The following is a 23,469-nucleotide window of genomic DNA, read 5'->3' as shown; positions in this document are numbered from 1 at the left end:
CAAATTAGTATTTTTTAATTGGTTGAATAGGTAAATCCGCTGATAATTGATCTGATTCTATCGGCTTACCTTGCATGACAGATACTTCTACACGACGATTCAGTGAACGATTTAGTGGTGAGTCATTTGGAACGAGAGGCATAGATCCTGCAAAACCTTCGACACGCATACGCATCGGGTCAAAGCCCGCAACTTTCTCCATTTCCTGTGCTACTGATACCGCGCGCTGTGCTGATAAATCCCAGTTCGAGCGATACAATTCAGAATCTAATGGTGAATCATCTGTATGACCAGACACTCGTATTTCGCCGGGAACGTCTTTTACAAGACTGGTGATTTTATGTACTAAAGAACGAAACTTGGGCTGTAGGAACGCAGAACCTGCAGGAAATGCCCCTTTCTCTAGAATACGAATAATCAATTGTTGTCCAAGATTCTCTATTTCAATCGCACCTTCATCAACTTCTCGTTCGAGAACCTCTATCATCATTTTAACCGTGTTTGACATTCGTTTTATATTGTACACCTGCATCAAGTCTTCACTGGTCTCTGAACCCACATTCAACGTTAAAGAGTTACGTTGTGAACCTCCAGAACGTTCAGACTCACCCTCTTGCCAATCTAATGTACGTTGCGTTATATCAATGGTCTGTTGCATGATCACTTCGATGGGGGTGGGTTCAGGGCGCCCAGGACGAAATTCTTGCGCAATAATACTGGTACCTTTAGGAATGTCTTTCACTTCAAGCAAGTTTTGTACACCAAAAGCCAGTTTCATGGAGCCTGCAATCTGTCTAAACTTTAATACATCCATTTCTGAAAAAGAAAGCAGAAGTACGAAGAAGCACATGAGTAGTGACATCAAGTCTGCGAACGTACCCATCCAAGCAGGAAGACCAAGGGGAGGGCATTTACATTCTTCAGCCATACCTAATTCCTTATCCGTCTATGTCAACGATACGTTTTTTCTCGTTGAGGTAGTTTTTAAGATAGTTACCAATAATACGTGGATTTTGACCATCCTGTATCGCCAGTAGGCCATCCATAATGAGACGACGATTAAGTTTTTCTTGATCTTTTCTTAAACGAAGTTTATCCGCGATAGGAATGGCAACCATGTTCGCCAACATTGCACCATAAAGAGTGGTAAGGAGAGCTACCGCCATTGCAGGGCCGATGGCTTTTGGGTCATCCATGTTTGAAAGCATGGCAACCAGTCCGATAAGTGTACCAATCATTCCCATTGCAGGTGCCACATCTGCGAGTGCACTGTAAAACTGTGCGCTGTTGTCATGACGTTCCTCAGTTAGGACAATGTCTTTTTTCAGCGTAATTTTTACTACTTCGGCGTCATGCCCATCCACTAACATATCCACGCCTTTTTTCATGAAAGAATTAGAAACATCCATTTCCTCCAAGGCCAAAAAACCACCTTTTCGTGCTGAGTCTGCCATTTCTACGACTTTAGCAATCAAATCTTCAGGATCGTCAGCCTTGAACATGAAAGCCTTACCTGCAATTTTGAATGCGCCCAAAAACTGCCCCACTGTGTATTTCATCAATACAACGCTGAAGCTACCACCAAATACAATTAGCGCCGATGGGACATCAGCGAACATACTCAAGGTTCCACCCAATAGCATTGCCATTATAATAAAGGCAAATGCACCTAAAATCCCAATAAGTGTGGCTAAATCCACAGATTGATCCTCTTAACGAATAAAAAGCAAAATGACTATTAAATTTACCCATTTATCTTAATCAGCTATTTTGTTTAACGGCATTTGTTCTATTAGTTTTAGCGTGTAATTGTGAATTGTAGGGAAGCATCCTAAGTATACATAATTCTATTCAAACATTTGACCCCTATAACACACTGAGTTAAATTATCAATTATGCTCCTTAATAGAGGACTCTTATGGCATTTAGAAGACCAGAAAATATGACTTTTGAGGATACGCTCAAAGAGTTAGATGTGATAGTTAACGCCCTTGAAAGTGGTGAGTTACCTCTAGATTCAGCGCTTAAACAGTTTGAGCGCGGTATTTCGCTAGCACGACAAGGACAAAAAACTTTAACAGATGCTGAACAACGAGTAGAAATCCTTTTAGCTCAGGATGATAATACTCCTCTGGAATCATTCGTAGATACTCTTGATGACTGATACTTCTCTGGAAATGACTTGTCAATACTATCAGCAACGCAGCAATGCACAACTTGAGTACTGGATAGCCTCTTTAGGCTGCGAAGACCAACCGTTAATTCAAGCAATGAAGCATGGACTATTGCTCGGTGGAAAACGAGTACGTCCCTATCTCACCTATGTCACTGGTAAATTGTTTAGTTTAACGGATAACACCCTAGACACACCCGCAGCGGCAGTCGAGTGTATTCACGCTTATTCACTTATTCATGATGATTTACCCTCGATGGATAATGACGATTTGCGCCGAGGACAACTGACATGCCACATCATGTTTGATGAAGCTAATGCCATTTTAGCAGGAGATGCATTGCAAACGTTGGCCTTCACTATTCTTGCAAACGGTGACCTGTCTGTGGAGGGTGATGCGTATCGCATTCATATGGTTCGGGAACTTGCTGAGGCCTCTGGCGCGGCAGGTATGTGCCTAGGACAGGCATTAGACCTCGCTGCAGAAGGAGAAAAAATCGACCTTCCCGAATTGGAAGTTATACACCGCAACAAGACGGGTGCTCTTATACGTTGTGCCATAAGACTTGGCGCTTTTTCTGCCGGTGAAAAAGGAGTGGTATGCCTGCCTCAGCTTGATAAATTTTCAGAAGCTATTGGCCTCGCCTTCCAAGTGCAAGATGACATTCTCGACGTCACAAGTGACACATTTACACTCGGAAAACCACAGGGTTCCGACGTCACCGCAGCGAAAAATACCTATCCTGCTCTACTTGGCCTTGACGGGGCGCGAAAGAAAGCGGAATATCTCTATCAAGAGGCATTGCACGCGCTATACGCTATCCCTTATGACACACAGCAACTGGGATTCTTTGCCCAGTATATAATTGACCGCAAGAACTGAAAACAATTAAGTCACGTCAATACGAATTTATGACTCTCGATATAAAAAAATACCCAACGCTCGCGCTGGCAAATACTCCTGATAAATTGCGGATGCTTCCGCGGGACGTATTACTGATCCTATGTAACGAGTTACGAATGTATCTGCTTAATTCTGTCAGCCATTCTAGCGGCCACTTCGCGTCAGGACTGGGTGCTGTAGAGTTAACAGTGGCACTACACTATGTCTACAACACTCCGTTTGATCATTTGATCTGGGATGTAGGCCATCAGGCATATCCACACAAAATTTTAACGGGTCGTCGGGAAAACATGCAAACTATTCGAAAAAGAAATGGTTTGCATGCTTTCCCGTGGAGGAAAGAGAGTGAATACGACGTCCTTTCTGTTGGCCATAGCTCAACCTCAATCAGCGCGGCGCTTGGCCTTGCCATTACTGTTGCAAAAGAAGGTAGTAATCGTAAAGTCGTAAGTGTAATTGGTGATGGTGCGATTACCGCCGGTATGGCCTTTGAAGCTATGAACCATGCGGGTGATGTCCACTCAGATATGCTGATTGTACTCAATGATAATGAAATGTCGATTTCTAAAAATGTTGGTGCACTGAATAACCATTTAGCACAATTACTTTCAGGTAATTTTTATACGTCTATCCGTGAAGGTGGAAAGAAAATATTGGCAGGTTCACCACCTATTAAAGAATGGGTTCGTCGCGCGGAAGAGCACCTCAAAGGAATGGTAGTTCCTAGTACACTGTTTGAAGAATTAGGTTTTAACTATATTGGTCCTGTTGATGGGCACGACGTAGAAGATTTGGTTAAAAGCCTAAAAAATATGCGTAACCTCAAAGGGCCGCAATTACTTCATGTTATGACAAAAAAAGGCAAAGGTTACGAGCCGGCTGAAAAAGATCCTATCGGCTATCACGCCGTACCAAAATTCAATCCAGCTGAAAACACCTTGCCAAAAGCAATAGCCTCTGGTCCTACTTTTTCTAAGGTATTTGGCGATTGGTTATGTGACATGGCAGCCGAAGATGATAAACTGCTCGCTATTACACCAGCAATGCGCGAAGGTTCCGGCATGGTGCGTTTTTCTGAGGAATTTCCTGACCGTTATTTTGACGTGGCAATCGCAGAGCAACATGCAGTGACGCTTGGGACAGGCATGGCGATTGGTGGCTACAACCCAGTTATTGCTATATATTCAACATTCTTACAACGTAGCTATGATCAACTGATCCACGATGTCGCTATAATGGAATTACCTGTGATGTTCGCTATAGATCGTAGTGGGTTGGTCGGTGCAGACGGTCAAACCCACCAAGGTGCCTTTGACCTAAGCTTTATGCGGTGTATTCCCAATATGGTGATCATGGCGCCAAGCGATGAAAATGAATGTCGCCAAATGCTTTATACAGGTCACAAACATTCAGGACCCTCTGCAGTACGTTACCCTCGTGGAACCGGCTGCGGTGCGAAGGTTCAAAAACAAATGACGGCGCTGCCAATCGGTAAAGGTGTAATACGTCGACAAGGTGAAGGTATTGCAATTTTGAGTTTTGGCACCATGTTGTCTGCGGCATTGGAAGTTGCAGAACGGCTGAATAGCTCAGTGGCAGATATGCGCTTTGTTAAACCTCTAGATGAAGCGTTAATTGATCAATTGGTTGCCAATCATGATGTATTGGTTACAGTGGAAGAAAATGCAATTGCTGGTGGAGCAGGGACGGGGATTTTGGAATACCTGATGAAATCGTATCAAATTAAGCCAGTGCTACAAATTGGCCTCCCTGATAAGTTTGTGCATCAAGGAACGCAGGAAGAATTGCATGAAGAATTAGAAATAGATGCTAAAGGCATCGAAGCACAAATCCAGCGTTATCTAAATCAATAAGGAACTTCAACTAAAGTAAAACCAGTCAAGATCACATAGTAAACATGATTGCATTACTCCTAAATTTAGATAATAAGTGCGTCACTTATGGTCTAGCCTAGGCGTTGTTGATTAAATCAGATCTATAACGTACTGATCCCAATCTTTCTTACAGTCTTAATTTGTCTACTGGCAAACAGGAATACCGAGTCGTATAACTTTGCTTATCGCTTTCACATTTACCAGTGCTGCCATAACTTGGGCATTGTAATTAACCTCAGATCTGCATAAGCGCTTACTTATGCAGATCTGAGGTTAATTCAGGAAATTATTTGGTGAGGTAGTGGTAAACAAAGTGGATGTAATAGGTTTTGAAGTCTCAATACCCCGATTGATGGAAAGTTATCACTATGGTCATAACTTCGCTAACGTGAGAGGCGAAAAGGTTTGTTTCTTTGTTTGTTTAACATCGGAAGAAATGAGGTGTTTTTCTGATGCAGGGAGGAAAGTCTGGTAAAAAGCGTCGATATCGACGAAAACAGCATCTAAGTTATTCATGCCATAAGTCCTTATGGAGTAAATAGTTTTTTCTAAACTATCAGATCTCGACTTTGGCATTTAGTTCATCTCTTATGCACAGATCAGGTTAGCTAGTATATTTCGAATCAAGTTAACTTATTGTATAATCTTGGGCTTTAATAACGCGGTAGCAAAATTTGATATGAAATTTATCGTAAAAATTCATCCAGAGGTGATGGTTAAAAGTGAATCTGTACGGAAACGTTTCACGAAAATATTGGTCGCCAATATCAGGAATGTTCTAAAGAGAAAGTTAAATTCTATCACTGTATTTAATCGCTATGTTCATATCGAGGTTTCGCTGAAAGATAACTCGCAACATCACACTGCACTGGCAGTGCTGACCAATACACCAGGTATTCACCATGTGTTGGAAGTGGAACAAACCGTGTTCACGGATCTCCATCATATTTATGAGATCGTCTCCGCTTCCGTGTGTGATCAAATCGTAGGTAAAACCTTTTGTGTACGTACTAAACGACGTGGTAACCATTCATTCACCTCTACAGATGTCGAACGATATGTAGGTGGTGGCTTGAATAAGGACGTGGAGTCAGCAAAAGTACAGCTTAAGAATCCAGAAGTCACCGTGTACCTTGACGTTGATAAGGAAAACGTCAATGTGATACGTAACCGTTATAAAGGCTTAGGTGGTTTTCCTCTAGGCACACAAGAAGATTTACTTAGCTTAATTTCTGGAGGTTTCGACTCAAGTGTGTCTAGTTACCTTCACATTAAACGCGGCAGCAAAGTGCATTACTGTTTCTTTAATCTTGGTGGCGCTGTTCATGAAATTGGTGTACAACAAATTGCGTACTATCTATGGGAGAAATTTGGTTCTTCTGCGAAAGTAAAATTCGTGTCGATCGATTTCAAACCTGTAGTTGCTGAAATTCTGGAGAATATTGATAACAGCCAAATGGGCGTCGTGCTGAAACGCATGTTTGTGCGTGCAGGATCGATGATTGCAGAAAAGAATGGTATTCAAGCATTGGTGACTGGTGAAGCGTTAGGCCAAGTATCTAGCCAGACGTTAACCAACCTTCGTATGATTGACAATGTGACAGATATTCTAATCTTACGTCCCTTAATCAATTGGGACAAGGAAGACATCATCAATTTGGCACGCAATATTGGCACTGAAGATTTCTCGAAAACCGTACCTGAGTATTGTGGCGTGATTTCACGGAAACCTACCATAAAGGCTAAGAAATTAAAGCTGGAAATTGAAGAAGCAAAATTCAATTTTGATATTCTGAAACAAGTCGTTAGTAAAGCGTGTATCTTAGATATCCGTGAGATTGGAAAGTTACGCAAAGAAAAAATTCCAGAGGATGAATATGGGAGCAGCATAACTCTTGAAGCAGTGGTTTTGGATATCCGAAGCCAAGAAGAGGAAGAGCGCAAGCCGCTAAAGATCGATGGCGTTGAAGTGATCCATATTCCTTTCTTCAGGCTGTTTACCAAATTTAGCGAGTTAGATCAGAGTAAAAATTACTTGCTATATTGTGAACGTGGCGTGATGAGTTACCTACAAACCCTATATCTGCAAGAGAACGGTTATAGTAATGTAAAAATGTATCTTCCTTAATCATAATGCTAATACTATCGATGATAGATCACAAACTTTCGAAAGAAGTCAGTATCAGTTCACCATCAAGATTACACTTGTTATAGTGACGCGAAAGCCTCTGATAACCTGAGTCACGTATAAGAAACAAACTAAATAGCTAATTAGAAATCTGCTAGTTTGGAACACATCATCAGTCGTAAAAAAACTTTAAAATTAATAAGTTAAATGCAGTTTTTACCGATATCGACGATTCCTGTTAAGTTCTCCTTCCTGCATGGGAAAACACCTGATTTCAGGTGTCAAAGGTGTTGTTTCCAAAATATCTGAACTAATAGCAATTCCTACGATTGGATTATCATGGAATTAAGCGGGAGGTGATGATGGAAAAAGCAAAGCACAAGATCAGTAATTGGAAATAATATAATCCAGCATTAGTAAACTGTAGCTCAGTGCCTTTTTGGGTAAATGTCGCTGCTTTTAAGGCATGCATTCTCTAAAACAGCATGGTCATCGTGGCTGTGGGTTTATATTTTAGGATACCTCGATGGAAATGGCACTGATGGTGAAAGGTATTTTTAAACTCCTACTTCGTGGATTAGAAATATTTCTCAATTCAGTTTTTACGTTGATGAATATCCCGCTGAAATCCCCTACATACACCTGCATTAGTAATGCGTTCTAAGACCGTAAAAGTTAAGTACTATTTGCTTGGTCGAGGAGTTATTATCGATGTCACAAGTCTAAAAGTATACGATGGAGGTGAATGGAAAACATGTAAACACGGTAATGATAAGCGGCATATCTGGTGCAAACTTCGTAAGCGTTCACCAGAGGTTGCTTGACTAGGTGTTTATGAGATTAAACACGTCGGAATAGGATTGCTTGCGGATCACCGATGACACTACATCACTAATGACATCCCATGCAGACAGCCCACGTGTCTTACAGGTTTCCACCACGGACAGAACACATGAACGGAACCGTTCTCCTTAGTGAGAGCTGGTACCGAAGCAGATTTTCCGCATGATGACGCTGCCACGAATACACCGCTAAGCTTTATAATTGGTCAAAGGTACGCCTTCATGATCAAGGAAAATCCAGAGTCCCTATTCGTGCTTCAAGATATAGACACATCTTTCAGCATACCAAAATGTTGGAACCTGTTCGCCTTTTCTTAGTCAAGCTGAAAGATTTTTATAAGACTAGACATTCCCCCGCCACTTGATGTCGGTGATCTTTCCTTGCTCATAGCGGTGCTGAATTCGGAATTCTGCATGGCAGAGCAGAATAAAAAGTTTGCTAATATGAGACGTTAAACCTCCACCGATGTACTCCGCCATTTGTTGTAAATTGCGGGTGACATGAGCCTAACAGAACGGGTGGCGCGTAGGATTCAGTCAGTTATAACTACCACATTGGTCGGTTATCACTATCGTGTGGCACTGTTCATCTAACATTGCTTTTGCTGTTTCCGCATTACGATGATAATGAATGGTCTGATATACCGCATCACTGTCACTGAGGAGCCAGACCCCTCGGGTAGCCGCTTCCCCATTTCGTTTGTGCGTTGTTTCATCTATATGAATAACAGCAGATTTCTATATGGTGATGCAGCGCCTAGTGCAACGGCGTTAAAATACTACTGATTCATCCTTGGGTATAACTAATCAGTCTGATAGAAAAATGCATACCGTATTGATCTAGGACATGCCTTAAGCCCCCCACATATAGTTTCTAGGAGGAAATTCCTAGGTGAAATAAAAAGGCGCTTTATTTTTCGGATACTCAGGTGATCTTGACCAGATAAAACAGCAATGTGGCTAAGCAACCGAGGACCTAACTTACTTAATGTTGGCATCATCGGGCAAATTAACTCGGACGGTATGGTTACAGTGCTGGCACCGACCATGGAATAATGGATATTCCAGTAATATCCAATGATGCTTTGGGTAACTCAAAGACTTGATGACTATGGGTAAACTTCGTGTTAGGAACAACATTTCCACCGTATTGGGTGCAGCAAGTATCTGGCTAATAACACACAATGGAATCGGTTTCTTTGAGCCCGATTACTGGTCTTTTGTATCCCTCATGGCTAGGCTGAGCGCCTATCTGATTTCAGTTGTGAGGGTGTTCATCTTTTATCGCGCGTCCTTTGCTGCGAGGGAATCAGACGACGGATAGGATGAGGAGTTCTGTGAACTAGCAAACAACCTCTCACGAAGCTTGTTTCATAATTCACGGATGAGTGCGTTAGTTTGCTCGGATCTCAATTGTTCCACAGTGGGTGGTCCATTTTTAAAATGCTTCTTTTTCATGAAGCCAGTTTGGCAGGCTGAGAAGATCACTTAATAGTCAATTATTGATCGGAAAATAATCATCATTTATTGCTTTTCACTGGGGGACTGGTAAACGATTACACAAATTAAGACTGTAACAAATATTGGGATCAGTTCATTATAGTCCTGATTTAATCAATAGCACCATATATACCGGTAAATAATGCTTTCACTGAGCACCTCATCGTTCTTGAGCGCAAGTCCGCTACTAATCATATCGGATGACGTATGTGTGCTGAAATACTTATAAATGAACGTCTTAGTACTCTCTGATATGCTACTAAAAGCCGTTAAGTTCGTAGCGTTAAAATGGTTTTTCTGCCTTATGTTGATGCATAGGTTATGCAAGTACACGCAGTGCAAGTTATCTGGCTAAAATAGTTACCCTCAACCAATCGTTGTTCAGTAAAAAACCGATTTTATCATTTAATCGTTTATGGATCATGCAAATCTTTATATCAAAATAGAATCCGGAGAGTGTATTTCAGTCTGACTGGCTCTCCGATAAATTGTGTATTTCACCTAACGGAAGGCGATATAATTATAATTAACCTGAGCTGCACATAAAAAATGAACTAAATTCAAAAGTCGCTATCTGGTCGTCTGAAATAAACTATTGACGGCACAAGGACTTGGGGATGAATAACTTAGACGCTGTTTTCGTCGATGTCGACGACTTCTGCCAGACCTTCCTCCCTGCATGGGAAAAGCACCTAATCTCTTCCGATATCAAACAAAGAAACAAGCCTTCTCGCCTTTTCGTTAGCGAAATGATGACGATAGTGATAACTTTCCATCAATCTGGGTATCGAGACTTCAAAACCTATTACATCCACTTTGTTTGCCGCTAGCTCCCCAACGAATTTCCTGAATTAGTTAGCTACACGAGGATGTTCAAGCTCATGCAAGGTGTTCTGGTTTCGCTTTGCCTTACCTCATTTACCGTCAAACAAGGCCGATAGGAATTGCCTTCGTTGATTCATCCAAGCTACAGGTTTGTCATAACCTACGCATTCTCAGACATCAGATTTTTAAAGGCACCTCGAAGCGAGGAAAAGGAACGATGGGGTGGTTCTACGGTTTCAAATTACACCCTATGGTCAATGACCAAGGTTGGTATTATCTCAGTCAAAGTGACGACGGTTAACGTGGATGATAGAAAGCCTATATCGGAAATGATTGACGAGATTTGGGGGTCTTTATACGGAGATAAAGGTTATATCTCTGGTCCATTGGAGCGGGAACTTGTAAACAAGGGAGTGACACTAATAACGGGCGGAAAAAAACATATCCCAAATTGAGCATTCTCGGCACCCTAGTTGTATCAGCTTTATGGGCAACTTGCTGGTGTGGCTTATCCCGTATTCATTTAAACCAAAGAAGTCGAGCATCAAGATGACTAAGTTTGATAAGCAAGTGCTTATGCAGGTCTGAGGTTAATTAAAGAAAAATCAAATTATTGAAGGTGCTTGATTTTTAGTATCAGAATTATTTTACGTATTCTTTAATCAATATTTTCTGCAATTTGTATCCTTATATCTTTTGGAACCGTTTCACTTGCTCTAATGAGGCTGAACGTGGCCTAATTGCCCACAAGAAGTGTCTACGTGCATTTTGATGAATAAAATTACGAGCACCTTGATAATCAGTGATAATTGTGGGTATTTGGCTAGCGAGCTAATCCTTGTATTTTTCGGAGATGTGTATAAAGTCATTTCTTCGTTCAAACATGATATCTACGAGTAAAGGATCAAAATGAGTACCACGGCCTTCATTGATAATCTCAAACGCTTCGTCGTGTGTCATGGCCTCTTTGTAAACTCGCTTGCTGACGAGTGCGTCAAACACATCAGCGACGGCCATTAATCTAGCACTGAGAGGGATATCCTCCTCACTCAAACCTGAGGGATACCCAGAACCATCCCATTTTTCATGGTGCCCTAGCGCAATCTCTTTTGCCGAATTCAAGAAAGGGTATTCTGAATCAACCTCATATTCAGCCTTAACAATTGCGTCATAACCTAGTTTGGCGTGTGACTTCATAATCTCGAACTCTTTAGTGGTTAACTCTCCTGGTTTGAGTAAAATGGAATCAGGAATGCCTACTTTACCTATGTCGTGGAGAGGAGCTGTTTTAAATACCATAGTGATGTATTCCTGTGTCACAATCTTAGGGTCTTTACCATGTAAATATAGTTGGTCAGCGAGTATCTTGACGTAATACTGGGTACGTACAATGTGATTACCTGTTTCTTTATGACGTGTTTCAGCTAGGCCTGTTAACGCATTGATGGTGACATCTTGAATGACGCTGAGTTCTTTCACTCGTCGTTGAACCTCTGTTTCTAAAAATGCATTTTGGTCATGGAGGAAATCACTTGACGCCTTGTTCTCTAAATGAATATTGATCCTCGCCATGGTGATGGGCGGGCTCATAGGTTTATTTATATAATCTGCAGCGCCAACAGAGAAACCAAACTCTTGATCTTTGGCTTTTGATTTTGACGTCAAAAAGATAACTGGGATGCTATGCCCGTTTTTTTTCGCTTTGATCTGGCGACATACTTCATAGCCATTCATACCTGGCATGATGACATCAAGCAATATTAAATCAATAGAAAATCTATCAACAATAGTTAATGCCGTCTTGCCATTTATCGCGACCTTTACTTCATATTTATATTTCAATATTTCGCTGATGAAAGCCAAGTTCTCGGGGGTATCATCGACGACTAAGATGGTTGGGCGTTTCTTCAAATAATTTTCTGTTGACAACATCCAAGGGATCTCAATTAACTTCCTACGTACTATAATCCTAGGTCTACAATTTATATTGATCCAATTCTGTGCTTCCATAATTATGGTATGTTGATATTTAATGCGTATTTTTTGAACAAAATAGTGAAGCATTATAACGCCTTCCACTATGTCAAATTTACAGGTGTTATATCTTAAGTTGCCCTCAAATACTCTAAAAAACATCGTTAGGTGAACAATACCAAAGAGTTGTTCTACCATGTGTGTTGAGGATATATTTTATCTTGGTAATTTCCTCATGACTAACCTCATTGAAGTTATTTTCTTTGAGTTAAAATCTCCTTATCAGATTATTTGTATGCTCATTCAGCCTCCGATCACTTGAGCAGATAAAATCTGGTAAAATAGAAATTAGCGGTTTTAATTTTAGAACCTCCTCATAACCAGCGAACTTTATACCGTTATCTGACGTGAGAATTCTAAAGTTATAAAAGATGGAATTCATAATCTCAAAAATATTTCCACTACAGTACCTACCTACTTATTGGGCATTTTGCTGATACAGCAGAGCGTATTGACTTTATCAACCACTGCAATCAAAAAATACCTTTGCTAAATCCCGACGACAGTGTCAATTTCGGAATGATAAAATTAGGTTTTCTCGTCAGTAATGTCATGGTGTTGCTTAATGACAATAAGGTTATTTATCTTTACCTTATCATCGCTGCTTATCTTAATTTTGTAGGGTATTTAATGAAGGGGAAGATCTTTGTATAGCGCTCATCTATTATTCCTGTCATGCCAGATATACCGGTAAATAGTGCTTTCACTGAGTATCTCATCATGCTTGATCATTTGTTTGACGCTAATCACATCGGATGTCCTATGCGTGCTGAGACGTTCCTCAATGAACATCTTAGTTCCCTCTGAAATGCCACTTGAAACTAGCCTGTTCGTGGCGTTGAAGTAGGTTTATTTGGCCTTACCTGATGCAAGATAGACAGTACACTCCGTGAAAATTGTCTGGGATATGACACTTGGTTTATCGGCTGATAGTGGGGTAAGTACAACCAAATGTTTTAGCAATTTGGTTAAAGGAATAAGCCGCAGTCAATCGTTGTTCAATATAAAACAGATGGTTGTTATTTAACTGTTTATGGGGTATGGACATCTCCATATCAGAAAAGAATGCGGATAGTGTACGTTAGTATGGCTGGCTCTTCGATAGGTTGTACCTTTCATCTGACGGAGAGCGTAATCACTTCACCAAAGTAACCTAATCTACAACACCATGCCTAAAACCATGTTAACTGATAATCGCTGGGAACTGTCACTCATAACTAATGAAGGGCATGGGTCGTGTTTATGATAAACCAGAATAGGGAATGACTTTTAATGGTATTTTCTATCGGATGCGAACTGATATTCCATGGTGTAATTTACCACGTTAATTTTGAGAGTGGAGTGGTACGTATCGACAATTTAATTTTTAGTATATAAAAATATATTTTAGGAAGGATTTTTATAAAATCATCTAAAATGACTGCCTTCGAATGGGTTTTTATTGATGGTTCAATTGTTCGAGAATATGAACACAGTACTGGATAACAATTCCAAACTATGAGCAAATAGGAAAAAACTGTAACGCTAATTCGACAAAAATTTATCTTGCCGTAGATTAATGGCGGATTACCTATCCACTTTAAATTACCAGAAGGAAAAGAACAATAGGATTCATACAAACAGTCTTATTAGACCATCTTATCGAAGTCAATACGATAGTTGCTGCCAAAGGTTATGTCAGCACGTCATTCAGATATAGGTAGATCAAAGTAGATTGGCATAATCCACCTGCTGATATAACAGTTCGTCAATGGAACAGTGATCTTTCCTTCTTAATAGATTTCACCTCTGCCCATTTATGTTTTATTGGGTTACAATCTGGATTGTAAGGAGGCAGCCACTCTAAAGTACAACTAGGAGCTTCAATTGCTTCCAGTGTGTCGATACGCTTATAAAAACTTGAATTATTCATAAAAATCATAGCTTCCTCTGGTACTTTCGGAAGTAAATCTTGTTCGATCTATGCGTGAAATACCTCAGCATTGAGGCTTATAATTACTAAGCTAAGCGTTAGAAACGTAGGATTAATGATAGCATAAATGTCGTTAACTCTTTCTTTCGAGCACCAATCATGAACTCCATAATATTGACTTCCTTTTTCAGAGTAACCCTGCGTTTGAGGCATACTCTGGGCAAACCCACTTTCATATAAGTAATCTCAGATCTGCATACGCGATGAGTCTCGCCAGCAAGTTAATCATAAAGCTGATACAACTAGGGTGCCGAGAATGCTCAATTTGGGATATATTTTTTAGTTAGTCAAAAATGGTTTCAATAATAAATTGTTTCCTCGCTTCTCGGTACCTTTAAAAACCTGATATCCGAGAATGCGGAGGTTATGATAAACCTGTAGCGTGGACGTATCAACGAAGGCAATCCCTGTCAACCTTTCCTGACGGTGAGTGAAGAGCAAAGCGGAACGAGGACAACCGCATTAATGCTGATGTATAGTACTCGAGAAGAGTTAAGACCACATATAGTTTCTGATAGGAGATTTCTAAGTGAAAAAACAAAAACCATATCAATTAACCACTATCGGGAGCAAATAAATCGAAGAATACACCATGATTTGGGTGGGAGAGCCTAACCAATTTCATCCTTCTCCCACAAAACATACATTTTAAGGGATTACGACCTGCTACCTCTTGGAAAAGCTCTACAATAGCTGATACGTTTGGTGTAGCTCATCATTGCATCTACCAAGTCTCTTGCTGCCCTCGCTATCACTCCATACCCCTTCTTAAAGCGCGCTGTCGCTTGAAGGCCATAATATCTTACTCGTTGAAATTCTTTAGGAAGAATAGGCTGAACCAGCCTGCCAACAAATACCTAAGCATCCACTGTCTCATTAGTTTTCAACTTCGTTTTATGTGATTGATAGTAATACCTGACTTGATGACCATCATACCCAACTATCCTAGATAAGCCTATCGGTGGGTATGACAAATAGTTGGTTAGGTATTGTATTAACCCTTGGTAGTTTTTGCGTGGGACTTTATTTTTACGACCATTGCTAGGATGGGTATAGAAACCATCAGGATAATTAGTCCATAAGGTTCTAATCACATATTTCCGTGCCGGAAACTCAATCTCTATTAACTTCAGTAAGTGTTTGTACCAAAGTAATTTTAGCTGAAATAACGATAAATGCTGAAACGATTTCCAATCCTAGTTTGAAGAAAAGAATGCACCTTCAGCTAGTTACACATGTAAATGCGGATTTTAGTTGCCATTACGGCTATGGGTATGGATGAAAACAATGACGGTAATTTCACACGCATCGGTCTTAAAGTGTTCCTAAATCAACTCTGATAAACAGGCTTCTACCAAGACCATCAACCCAGAATACAAAGGCTTCTGATTGGAGTGATTATGGAAAGGAATCAGAAGTTGCTCAGGCAATGTTAAGACAATTTGCCGACAGTTCACTCTAGGAAATAGGCGGATGCCTATTTTAACCATACTTTCTCGTGCAGAACGCTTTCCACATTGCGGATAAGCTTTCCCCTTACAACTGAAATTAACTTTATGTTGCCCTTGACCGCAACCCAAGAATTAGTAAGTGGCAAAGCCATTTTCTGAGCTTCCACACTTCAGTATCTTAGCTATTTCTGAATGATAATAAGCGGTGTAATAGCGGGGATGACTGGATACGAATATGGCTCAATTTGTAGTGAAAATACGTTTAAAGCGAAGCAGCTTCGATTTGATACCTTTTAAATTCATTCATGCCTTTTATATGTTTAAGCATGCTAAATATATCATAGAAAGGGACATGCCTTAAGCTCTACTACATATAGTTTCTTGGAGGAAATTCTTAGTTAAAATAACATCTTGTATGAGCTTGAGCATTCTCGTGTAGCTCACTTATTCAGGAAATTTGTTAGTGAGGTAGCGAGAAACAAAGTGGATGTAATGGGTTTTGAAGTCTCGATACCATGATTAATGGAAAGCTATCACTATCGTCATCACTTCGCTAACTCAGAGGCGAGATATCAATAAAAACAGTATAAACTTATTCCTATATAAGCATCTAGATTTAGTAGAAAACGCCTTTGGTACAGCAGAGATCAACGGCTCCTAATTAAGGACATAAAATCTCTTCTCGATACAAGTCGGCACTTTATCCACAGAAGGCCGTCATTGGTTGATATGGTTAGAGGTTGATAGGTTGATAGTATCATGGTGCTAGTTTGCCAGTTACGGCATAATCATCACGATATACTGGATGTATTTACATCTGAATACTCTTATATTTTAGCTAAAGTTGTGAATGTGGCTGTGTTCATGTTTTCCTACACAACTCTTGTGAAGAAGGCATGGATTTAAGAAATAAGAGGAATATGCTAGCAAGCAAAAGGTGTTAGCCCTCCCAATACTTTTTTAGGAGTAATAGTTAGCTTAGAGATCCTATTTTCACTGATTTTTTCTGTAAGTGTCATCATGTTGATTCTTTAGATCACAAACAACTGATTAGCCTATTTATATTTTCATAGATCTATTCGTAACCCACGGTTATGAAACCAGTGAAAATATTGAAAGCGTTACTGGAATAAGAATTACCATCTTTCCTAACCTTTTAATTTTAATGTGTTGAAATAAGTGCCGATGAAATAACGTTCACACGTTCTGATTTTAGAGTTAACCTAACATAACGAATTAGATTAAGAGGACTGTGTTTAAAGATAGTAAAACAGTCTGTAAATACAAACAAGAAAAATTAAAGTGGGTATCAATGAGGAAACAAAAGGTAGAAAAAATTATTGCTATCTTTGTTGACAGAGCTAATACGGAGAATGTTAGGGAAATCAAAGAGATGGCCATTGAGGGTAGTTACGAAGAGTAAGCTCGTTATATAAGGAGGGAAGAAATGGAATACAATGACACCCTGTTCGACCTTATGGTAGATAATATTCCTGGTATTAATCTCAATGAGGGTATGAAGAGATTTGGAGGAAATAAAGCAAAGTATCTAGAAATACTGTCGCTGTTTCTTACATCACAGGTATCGGCGATGGAACAATTGTTGACACTTGACAATAACGGAGAAAAAGCTATCCTCGCGCATTCATGCAAAGGAGCAGGGGGCAATATTGGTGCTGGCGAAATTTCCGCTATGGCAGATGTGTTAGAAGAGAAATATAACGCTGGGGATGTCGTATCTGAATGTGACGTTCTTGTTCTGCAAACTATGATTACTGATGCAATTGTCAGATTCGATGAGATTCTGAGTCATGTTACTGTTGAAGAAATATTAGTCTCGGAGGAAAAAATTAGACCGCTCGAGGCTGATTTAATGCAGCAGCTCGATGCGTTGCAAGTGAATCTGCGGAATTTTGACATAGGAGCTCATCATACACTCACTTTATTGTCAAAGGTTTTGCCACGATGGTGCAATCAATTGGATGAATTCAAGAATCTAAAAGATGCAGTGAATCGATTTGATTTCGTGATAGCAGAAGAATACCTAATTGCTTTAAAAAAGAAGGCGGAATGATTTAGGTATCACCTCATACCAAAATAACGTAAAGATGGAGATTTCAACGGTTTTTACTGATATCAGGACCAAGGCATCCATTTGTAGGTGTAGTGAGACCCATCAAAAATAGATAATACAGGGCATGGTGTCATCAAACCAGTCCTACTGGAAGGCAGAGGTATACTAATTTCGTCATTAAATCCCCGTGAAATGGGGTAATTAACCTCAGATCTGCATAAGCGCTTGCTTATCAAACCGAGTCATCTTGATGCTCGGCTTCTTTGGTTTAAATGAATACGCGATAAGCTCCGCCAGCAAGTTGACCATAAAGCTGATACAACTACGGTACTGAGAATTCTTGATTCTGGATATGTTTTTTAGTTGGTCAAAAATGGCTTAAATCATAAATCGTTTCCGGAGCATCAGGCGGTTTCAAAGTTTCATCACTTTGGGTTTCATATTTTTTATGCCTGTTTAAGGTGTCACTCCCTTATTTGCAAGTTCTTGCTCCAATGGACCAGAGATATAATCTTTATCTCCGTATAACCACCCCTCGTTCCTTTTCCTCACTTCTCGGTACCTTTAAAAGTCTGATGTCTGAAAATGCGTAGGTTGTTATAAACCTGTAACTTGGACGAATCAACAAATGCAATCCCTGTCGGTGAGGTAGCGACAAACAAAGTGGATGTAATAAGTTTTGAAATCTCGATACCTAGATTGATGGAAAGCTATCACTATCGTCATCACTTCGCTAACATAAGAGGCGAGAAAGCCTGTTTTTTTATTTGATACCGGAAGAAATTAGATATTTTCCCTGCAGGAAGGAAAGTTTGGCAAAAGTCGTCGATATTGATGAAAACGGCATCTAAGTTATTCATGCCCAAGTGCTTGGGCAGTCAATAGTTTATTTCAAAGGATTTGATCGCGACTTTGGCATTTAGTTCATTTCTTATCCGTAGCTCAGGTTAGTTTAGTAATTGGAAACGTCAATGCAGAGGTATTTCACGCATGGATCGAACAAGATTTACTTCCGAAAATTCCAGAGCAAGCTGTGATTGTTATGGATAATGCGAGTTTTCATAAGCGTATCGACACACTGGAAGCAATTGAAGCTCGTGGTTGTATTTTAGAGTAGCTTCTTCCTTACTGTCCAGATCTTAACCCAATAGAGAATAAATGGGCAGAGGTAAAGTCTAAAAGAAGAAAAAAGCGCTGTTCCATTGACGAGCTGTTTTATCAGCATATGGATTATGCTAATTTATTTTTATCTAGCTATAGGCTCCATCAGCACTAACTTGCTGTATTTTTCGTCGTAATGGGTTAAGCAATGTAGGTAAAACCTCATTATCCACCCACAAAAATTGTGCTAACCTCTGTAGCAATAACCTAATGAGTAGACATATCAACTGGGAGATGAAGTTTTCGCTAGATATGTCGCTTTTCCTTACCGTGTTTACGCGTTTTTCATTCAGCTTAACCGTATACCTTTAGGCCTGTGTCATCAATAAAGACGTGGGCGAAAACTCCTCGACTTAGCAAACGATACTTAACTTTTACGTTCTTAGAACGCTTACTACTACGAGTATATGTAGAGAATTTCAGCGGAACATTCATCAACGTAAGAACCGAATTGAGAAAGCCTTCTAATTCACGAACTGGGAGTTTTAAAATACCTTTTACCATCAGTGCCGCTTCAATCACGGTATACGAAAATATAAATCCATAGCTACGATGACCTTGATGCTTTAGACAATGGCATACCTTTCCCGCTTAATTTCATGATAATCTAATCTTAGGAATTGCGATTAGTTCAGATATTTTGGAAACAACGCCCTAAGGAAGTGTAAATAAAAAAGCCGGCGCATCTCGCTTAGGGTTTTTCAAAAGAACGATTATTTATAGCAATAAGTTCAAAATTTACTCCGATGCCGTATCCTCAGCTTGTTGCGCTTGAATGGCAGTCAGTGCTACGGTGTAGACTATATCGTCTATCAGCGCTCCACGTGATAGGTCGTTAACAGGCTTACGCATTCCCTGCAGCATTGGGCCGATAGACACTAGTTCTGCAGAACGTTGTACTGCTTTATAGGTGGTATTACCAGTGTTCAGGTCAGGAAAGATGAATACCGTTGCTTTACCTGCTACTGGGGAGTTAGGTGCTTTAGAAGCTGCTACATTTTCCATGATGGCTGCGTCGTACTGCAAAGGGCCGTCAATGATCAGATCAGGACGCTTCTGATGTGCTATCAGCGTCGCTTCGCGTACTTTTTCAACGTCTACACCCTGACCAGAAGTACCAGTAGAGTATGAGATCATTGCTACGCGCGGCTCAATACCGAATGCTTTTGCAGAATCTGCAGATTGAATTGCAATTTCAGCCAGTTGTTCTGCATTTGGATCTGGATTAATCGCACAGTCACCGTAGACTAGTACTTGCTCTGGTAGCAGCATGAAGAATACAGAAGACACCAGAGATGAACCAGGTGAAGTTTTGATGATTTGCAGTGGCGGACGTATAGTGTTTGCTGTGGTGTGAATTGCACCAGATACCAGACCAGATACTTCATTTGACTCAAGCATCATGGTACCTAGTACCACTGTATCTTTCAGCTGTTCACGCGCAACCACTTCGGTCATACCTGCGTTTTTACGCAATTCAACCAGACGTGCAACGTATTTCTCACGTACGGTATCTGGATCGATGATTGTTATACCATCACCCAGTGTGACACCTTGCTGTTCTGCAACACGTTTGATGATTTCTGGATTGCCCAGAAGTACACACTCCGCAATTTTACGTTTAGCACAGATCGTAGCCGCTTTCACGGTACGTGGTTCATCACCTTCAGGCAGTACGATACGCTTTGATGCCTTACGTGCAAGTTCAGTCAACTGGTAACGGAATGCTGGTGGGCTGAGACGACGCTCGCGGGTAGATCCCTCAGACAGAGACGTAATCCAGTGACTATCGACGTGGCTGGCAACATGTTCTTTAACAAACTCAACACGTTCTTTGTCGTCAGAAGGCACCTCTAAGCTAAAGCTTTGAAGGTGTAGAGACGTTTGCCAAGTGTTACCTTTGGTGGTGAATACGGGTAAGCCAGATTCAAACGCCCGTGCACATAGACCATAAAGTTGTTCAGGCATACTGTAACCACCAGTTAGTAGCAGTGCACCAATTTCTAGACCGTTCATAACTGCCAAGCAAGCTGCAACGATAACGTCAGGACGGTCTGCTGATGTGACTAGCAGAGATCCTGGACGGAAATGTTCAACCATGTTCGGAATAGAGCGCGCACAGAAAGTGACGCTCTTAATTCGACGAGTCTTAATTTCTCCTGCATTAATGATTTCTGCGTTAAGATGTGCAGCGAGATCGCTTGCACGGGTCGCGATTAGATCAATACTCCAAGGTACACAACCTAGTACGCGGATTGGACTAGTATTGAAAATCTCCATCACTTCCACGTTGGTTGGTCTTGCAGCTGTCGGTCCATCAAAAATATCAGAAAGATCTGGACGAGTCCGTCCGTGTTCATCGACAGGCGCATTGTGTTTATTGATGATGACACCAGCAATGTACTTGTTCTTGGAACCTCCAAAGTTAGATACTGCAATCTCAATATGCTCTTTTAATTGTGCTAAATTATCAGTACTTGGTCTTGCAACGAACACGATTTCAGCGTCCAAAGTTTTTGCGATCTCATAGTTCACTTGGTTCGCGAACGGGTGGTTACGTGTTGGAACCAGACCTTCAATAACTGTCACGTCCGTATTTGCGATCGCTCTTTGAAAACGTGCTATGATTTCTTCCATCAAAACGTCAGTTTTGTCGGTACGAATCAGTTTTTCAGCACTCGACATGCTTAGTGGCGAGGCTACTTTCATGTCACTGTTTGATTCTATAATAGCGGTAGTCAAGTCTGGTTGATTGCTGCCGTGACGGGATTGTGCGATCGGTTTAAAAAACGAAACACGAACACCCGTGTGTTCCAATGCACGCAGTACACCGAGGCTGATACTCGTCATGCCTACACCAGCACCGATTGGAATGATCATGATAGTACGGGACACGGTTGATTCCTCTTTAACTACGGCAGGAGCATAACCTATGATTGGCAGCTCCTTAAAATGTGTTTAATTTGACAAACAACATCATCAAACTGATGACGGCTAATCAGAGAAACTAGCCGTAAATAGCATCCTGAATTAACCCTTAAAATGTAGACAGATGCGCAGTATCTTGTGCGATAATCAGTTCTTCGTTTGTAGAAATAACCATCACAGGTATACGGCTGTTATCAGTAGTGATAACACCTTCATTACCAAACCGTGCTTCCATGTTATGCTTTTGATCTATTTCAATACCTAGCAAACCTAGACGATTCAGAACTTGCTCACGGATTGCTCCCGAGTTTTCTCCGATACCTCCAGTGAATACGATTGCGTCCAGACGGCCTTCCAGACATGCAGTATAACCTGCAATATATTTCGCCAACCGGTGACATAATACGTTCATTGTACGAGTTGCTTCTTCTTTCTGACCATAGTTCTCTTCAACGAAACGGCAGTCAGACGTCACTTCAGTCAGACCTAACAGTCCTGACTCTTTGGTCAGTATGGTATTGATTTTATTAATACTGTATCCTAGTACATCGTGCAGGTGAAAAATTATTGCTGGGTCGATGTCACCTGAACGAGTACCCATGACCAAACCTTCCAGTGGCGTTAAACCCATAGATGTATCAACAGACTGACCATTCTTAATCGCGCATACTGACGCTCCGTTACCTAGGTGACAATTGATGATGTTTATATCTTTCTCTTCTTTACCCAGAATTTTTGCGGTAGCGCGAGTGATAAACAGGTGAGAACTCCCGTGCATTCCGTAACGACGGATAGCATTTTCTTTGTATAGTTTGTATGGTAGTGCGTATAAATATGCTTCTTCAGGTATAGACTGGTGAAACGCGGTATCGAATACTGCTACGTTTTTAAGCGCTGGAAACGCAGCTTGTGCTGCACTGATACCTTCGAGGGCTGGAGGATTGTGAAGAGGAGCAAGAATTGAACACTCTTGAATTCCCTTTAGTACTTCGGCCGTAATTACAACTGAAGCAGTGAATTGCTCGCCACCGTGAACAACTCGGTGACCGACTGCGCATAATTTTTGTGCTAGTTTAGGCTTTGAGGCTAGGATGGTGTCAACGATGAAGCTCAGAGCTTCTTTATGTGCAGCATCTTCGCTGAGCTTAGCTTTGTGCTTACCGTCCAATTCCCACTTAATACGAGCTTCTGGCAAGTGTAAGCATTCAGCAAGACCATTTAAGTGCTCATCGCCTGTTTGAGCGTCAATAATAGCAAATTTCAGCGATGAACTACCGCAGTTAATAACAAGAACCAGCTTAGACAATTTGATACCACCTATTAAATGTACAATTGAGAGTGTTGGTTAACGGGAGAAGGATATTGGCAAAGTTGTGGCTATTCTCCTACCTAAGCAGTAAGTTAAATGTTTTCAAGTAATAGCAACATCATCTATCAGTCTACGATACCAACGTAAAACGTCATACAGACAGTCCGTCAGTCTACCTTCATTGGTGATTTATTTTGCTCCTGATTATCCATATGGTGTTTCTATGGTTGCGAGATAATCAAATCCGAGCAACAATTGACATGATTCGGCTAA

Annotated in this window: 16 protein-coding genes and 7 pseudogenes; 9 read left to right on the top strand and 14 right to left on the bottom strand. The window is 40.7% G+C overall.

Going from position 1 to position 23,469, the window contains the following annotated elements; translation table 11 throughout:
* Positions 1-4: 4 nt before the first annotated feature.
* The gene (locus BTN49_RS11150; RefSeq protein ID WP_097357228.1) at positions 5-928 is read right to left on the bottom strand and encodes a flagellar motor protein MotB; all 924 of its coding nucleotides are present in this window, start codon (positions 926-928) and stop codon (positions 5-7) included.
* Between the two features lie 10 nt (positions 929-938).
* On the bottom strand, positions 939-1,700 hold the full coding sequence (pomA, locus tag BTN49_RS11145) for a flagellar motor protein PomA (protein ID WP_097357227.1): 762 nt from the start codon (positions 1,698-1,700) through the stop codon (positions 939-941).
* A gap of 218 nt (positions 1,701-1,918) precedes the next feature.
* Here pomA and xseB point away from each other — a divergent pair, with 218 nt between their 5' ends.
* The 3 genes from xseB to dxs are packed head-to-tail and all read left to right on the top strand — an operon-like array spanning position 1,919 to position 4,951.
* A complete protein-coding gene (xseB, locus tag BTN49_RS11140) occupies positions 1,919-2,164 on the top strand; it encodes an exodeoxyribonuclease VII small subunit (RefSeq protein WP_097357226.1) in 246 nt (81 codons plus the stop codon).
* Positions 2,157-3,056, top strand: a complete 900-nt coding sequence (ispA, locus tag BTN49_RS11135; protein WP_097357225.1) for a (2E,6E)-farnesyl diphosphate synthase — start codon at positions 2,157-2,159, stop codon at positions 3,054-3,056. Before xseB ends, ispA begins: the two co-directional genes overlap by 8 nt.
* A 29-nt stretch (positions 3,057-3,085) precedes the next feature.
* Positions 3,086-4,951: a 1-deoxy-D-xylulose-5-phosphate synthase gene (gene dxs, locus BTN49_RS11130; RefSeq protein WP_097357224.1), complete on the top strand. Its 1,866-nt coding sequence runs from the start codon at positions 3,086-3,088 to the stop codon at positions 4,949-4,951.
* Between the two features lie 361 nt (positions 4,952-5,312).
* Here dxs and BTN49_RS14285 read toward each other — a convergent pair.
* A pseudogene (locus tag BTN49_RS14285) lies at positions 5,313-5,488 on the bottom strand (IS982 family transposase); the annotation flags it as partial.
* Positions 5,489-5,651: 163 nt separating this feature from the next.
* Here BTN49_RS14285 and thiI point away from each other — a divergent pair.
* The 3 genes from thiI (at position 5,652) to BTN49_RS14280 (ending at position 7,924) form a co-directional block, all read left to right on the top strand.
* Positions 5,652-7,100, top strand: coding sequence for a tRNA uracil 4-sulfurtransferase ThiI (thiI, locus tag BTN49_RS11120; protein ID WP_097357317.1), 1,449 nt, complete (start codon positions 5,652-5,654; stop codon positions 7,098-7,100).
* A gap of 526 nt (positions 7,101-7,626) precedes the next feature.
* Positions 7,627-7,764 carry a transposase gene (locus BTN49_RS11115; protein WP_097357222.1) on the top strand — a complete coding sequence of 46 codons (138 nt, stop codon included), beginning with the start codon at positions 7,627-7,629 and terminating at the stop codon, positions 7,762-7,764.
* Positions 7,754-7,924 (top strand): hypothetical protein, encoded by a 171-nt coding sequence (locus tag BTN49_RS14280; protein ID WP_158523754.1) that lies wholly within the window; start codon positions 7,754-7,756, stop codon positions 7,922-7,924. Before BTN49_RS11115 ends, BTN49_RS14280 begins: the two co-directional genes overlap by 11 nt.
* Here the strand turns inward: BTN49_RS14280 and BTN49_RS11110 are convergent.
* Positions 7,925-9,400: pseudogene (locus tag BTN49_RS11110) on the bottom strand (IS66 family transposase).
* A gap of 659 nt (positions 9,401-10,059) precedes the next feature.
* Between BTN49_RS11110 and BTN49_RS19735 the strand changes: the two are divergent.
* Positions 10,060-10,855: pseudogene (locus BTN49_RS19735) on the top strand (IS982 family transposase).
* A 243-nt stretch (positions 10,856-11,098) separates the two neighbouring features.
* Here BTN49_RS19735 and BTN49_RS11100 read toward each other — a convergent pair.
* The 6 genes and pseudogenes from BTN49_RS11100 to BTN49_RS11080 form a co-directional block, all read right to left on the bottom strand.
* Positions 11,099-12,199 carry a response regulator gene (locus tag BTN49_RS11100; protein ID WP_097357316.1) on the bottom strand — a complete coding sequence of 367 codons (1,101 nt, stop codon included), beginning with the start codon at positions 12,197-12,199 and terminating at the stop codon, positions 11,099-11,101.
* Between the two features lie 1,849 nt (positions 12,200-14,048).
* Positions 14,049-14,261 carry a transposase gene (locus BTN49_RS21355; RefSeq protein WP_369073704.1) on the bottom strand — a complete coding sequence of 71 codons (213 nt, stop codon included), beginning with the start codon at positions 14,259-14,261 and terminating at the stop codon, positions 14,049-14,051.
* Positions 14,262-14,445: 184 nt separating this feature from the next.
* A pseudogene (locus BTN49_RS16475) lies at positions 14,446-14,589 on the bottom strand (transposase); the annotation flags it as partial.
* Positions 14,553-14,714, bottom strand: a complete 162-nt coding sequence (locus tag BTN49_RS14275) for a hypothetical protein (protein WP_158523753.1) — start codon at positions 14,712-14,714, stop codon at positions 14,553-14,555. The pseudogene BTN49_RS16475 and the gene BTN49_RS14275, both read right to left, overlap by 37 nt.
* Before the next feature lie 215 nt (positions 14,715-14,929).
* A pseudogene (locus BTN49_RS21350) lies at positions 14,930-15,367 on the bottom strand (transposase).
* A 231-nt stretch (positions 15,368-15,598) separates the two neighbouring features.
* Positions 15,599-15,853 (bottom strand): transposase zinc-binding domain-containing protein, encoded by a 255-nt coding sequence (locus BTN49_RS11080; protein WP_097357220.1) that lies wholly within the window; start codon positions 15,851-15,853, stop codon positions 15,599-15,601.
* Between the two features lie 1,318 nt (positions 15,854-17,171).
* On the opposite strand from BTN49_RS11080, the gene BTN49_RS11075 reads away from it, so the two are divergent.
* A complete protein-coding gene (locus BTN49_RS11075; RefSeq protein WP_097357219.1) occupies positions 17,172-17,798 on the top strand; it encodes an Hpt domain-containing protein in 627 nt (208 codons plus the stop codon).
* A 207-nt stretch (positions 17,799-18,005) separates the two neighbouring features.
* Here the strand turns inward: BTN49_RS11075 and BTN49_RS22680 are convergent.
* Positions 18,006-18,658: pseudogene (locus tag BTN49_RS22680) on the bottom strand (transposase).
* A gap of 98 nt (positions 18,659-18,756) precedes the next feature.
* Between BTN49_RS22680 and BTN49_RS21345 the strand changes: the two are divergent.
* A complete protein-coding gene (locus tag BTN49_RS21345) occupies positions 18,757-18,915 on the top strand; it encodes a transposase (RefSeq protein ID WP_146679441.1) in 159 nt (52 codons plus the stop codon).
* Positions 18,916-19,054: 139 nt separating this feature from the next.
* Here the strand turns inward: BTN49_RS21345 and BTN49_RS18450 are convergent.
* From BTN49_RS18450 to BTN49_RS11055, 3 genes and pseudogenes are all read right to left on the bottom strand, one after another.
* Positions 19,055-19,538: pseudogene (locus BTN49_RS18450) on the bottom strand (transposase); the annotation flags it as partial.
* Positions 19,539-19,697: 159 nt separating this feature from the next.
* On the bottom strand, positions 19,698-21,839 hold the full coding sequence (gene pta / locus BTN49_RS11060; protein ID WP_097357314.1) for a phosphate acetyltransferase: 2,142 nt from the start codon (positions 21,837-21,839) through the stop codon (positions 19,698-19,700).
* A gap of 157 nt (positions 21,840-21,996) precedes the next feature.
* Entirely contained in the window at positions 21,997-23,193 is a 1,197-nt protein-coding gene (locus BTN49_RS11055; RefSeq protein WP_097357218.1) for an acetate kinase, read from the bottom strand.
* Positions 23,194-23,469 lie beyond the last annotated feature (276 nt).

Source organism: Candidatus Enterovibrio escicola (assembly GCF_002464935.1).
Classification (GTDB): domain Bacteria; phylum Pseudomonadota; class Gammaproteobacteria; order Enterobacterales; family Vibrionaceae; genus Enterovibrio; species Enterovibrio escicola.
Note: the sequence above shows the minus strand (reverse complement) of the source record. Positions and strands in the feature narration are given on the sequence as shown.

Bases quoted from the DNA above. Each gene is read 5' to 3' on its own strand.
- pta (WP_097357314.1), bottom strand. From the start codon at position 21,839: ATGATCATTCCAATCGGTGCTGGTGTAGGCATGACGAGTATCAGCCTC.
- BTN49_RS11075 (WP_097357219.1), top strand. From the start codon at position 17,172: ATGGAATACAATGACACCCTGTTCGACCTTATGGTAGATAATATTCCT.
- BTN49_RS11100 (WP_097357316.1), bottom strand. From the start codon at position 12,199: ATGTTGTCAACAGAAAATTATTTGAAGAAACGCCCAACCATCTTAGTC.
- BTN49_RS14280 (WP_158523754.1), top strand. From the start codon at position 7,754: ATGCGTTCTAAGACCGTAAAAGTTAAGTACTATTTGCTTGGTCGAGGA.
- xseB (WP_097357226.1), top strand. From the start codon at position 1,919: ATGGCATTTAGAAGACCAGAAAATATGACTTTTGAGGATACGCTCAAA.
- dxs (WP_097357224.1), top strand. From the start codon at position 3,086: ATGACTCTCGATATAAAAAAATACCCAACGCTCGCGCTGGCAAATACT.
- BTN49_RS11150 (WP_097357228.1), bottom strand. From the start codon at position 928: ATGGCTGAAGAATGTAAATGCCCTCCCCTTGGTCTTCCTGCTTGGATG.
- BTN49_RS11115 (WP_097357222.1), top strand. From the start codon at position 7,627: ATGGAAATGGCACTGATGGTGAAAGGTATTTTTAAACTCCTACTTCGT.
- thiI (WP_097357317.1), top strand. From the start codon at position 5,652: ATGAAATTTATCGTAAAAATTCATCCAGAGGTGATGGTTAAAAGTGAA.
- ispA (WP_097357225.1), top strand. From the start codon at position 2,157: ATGACTGATACTTCTCTGGAAATGACTTGTCAATACTATCAGCAACGC.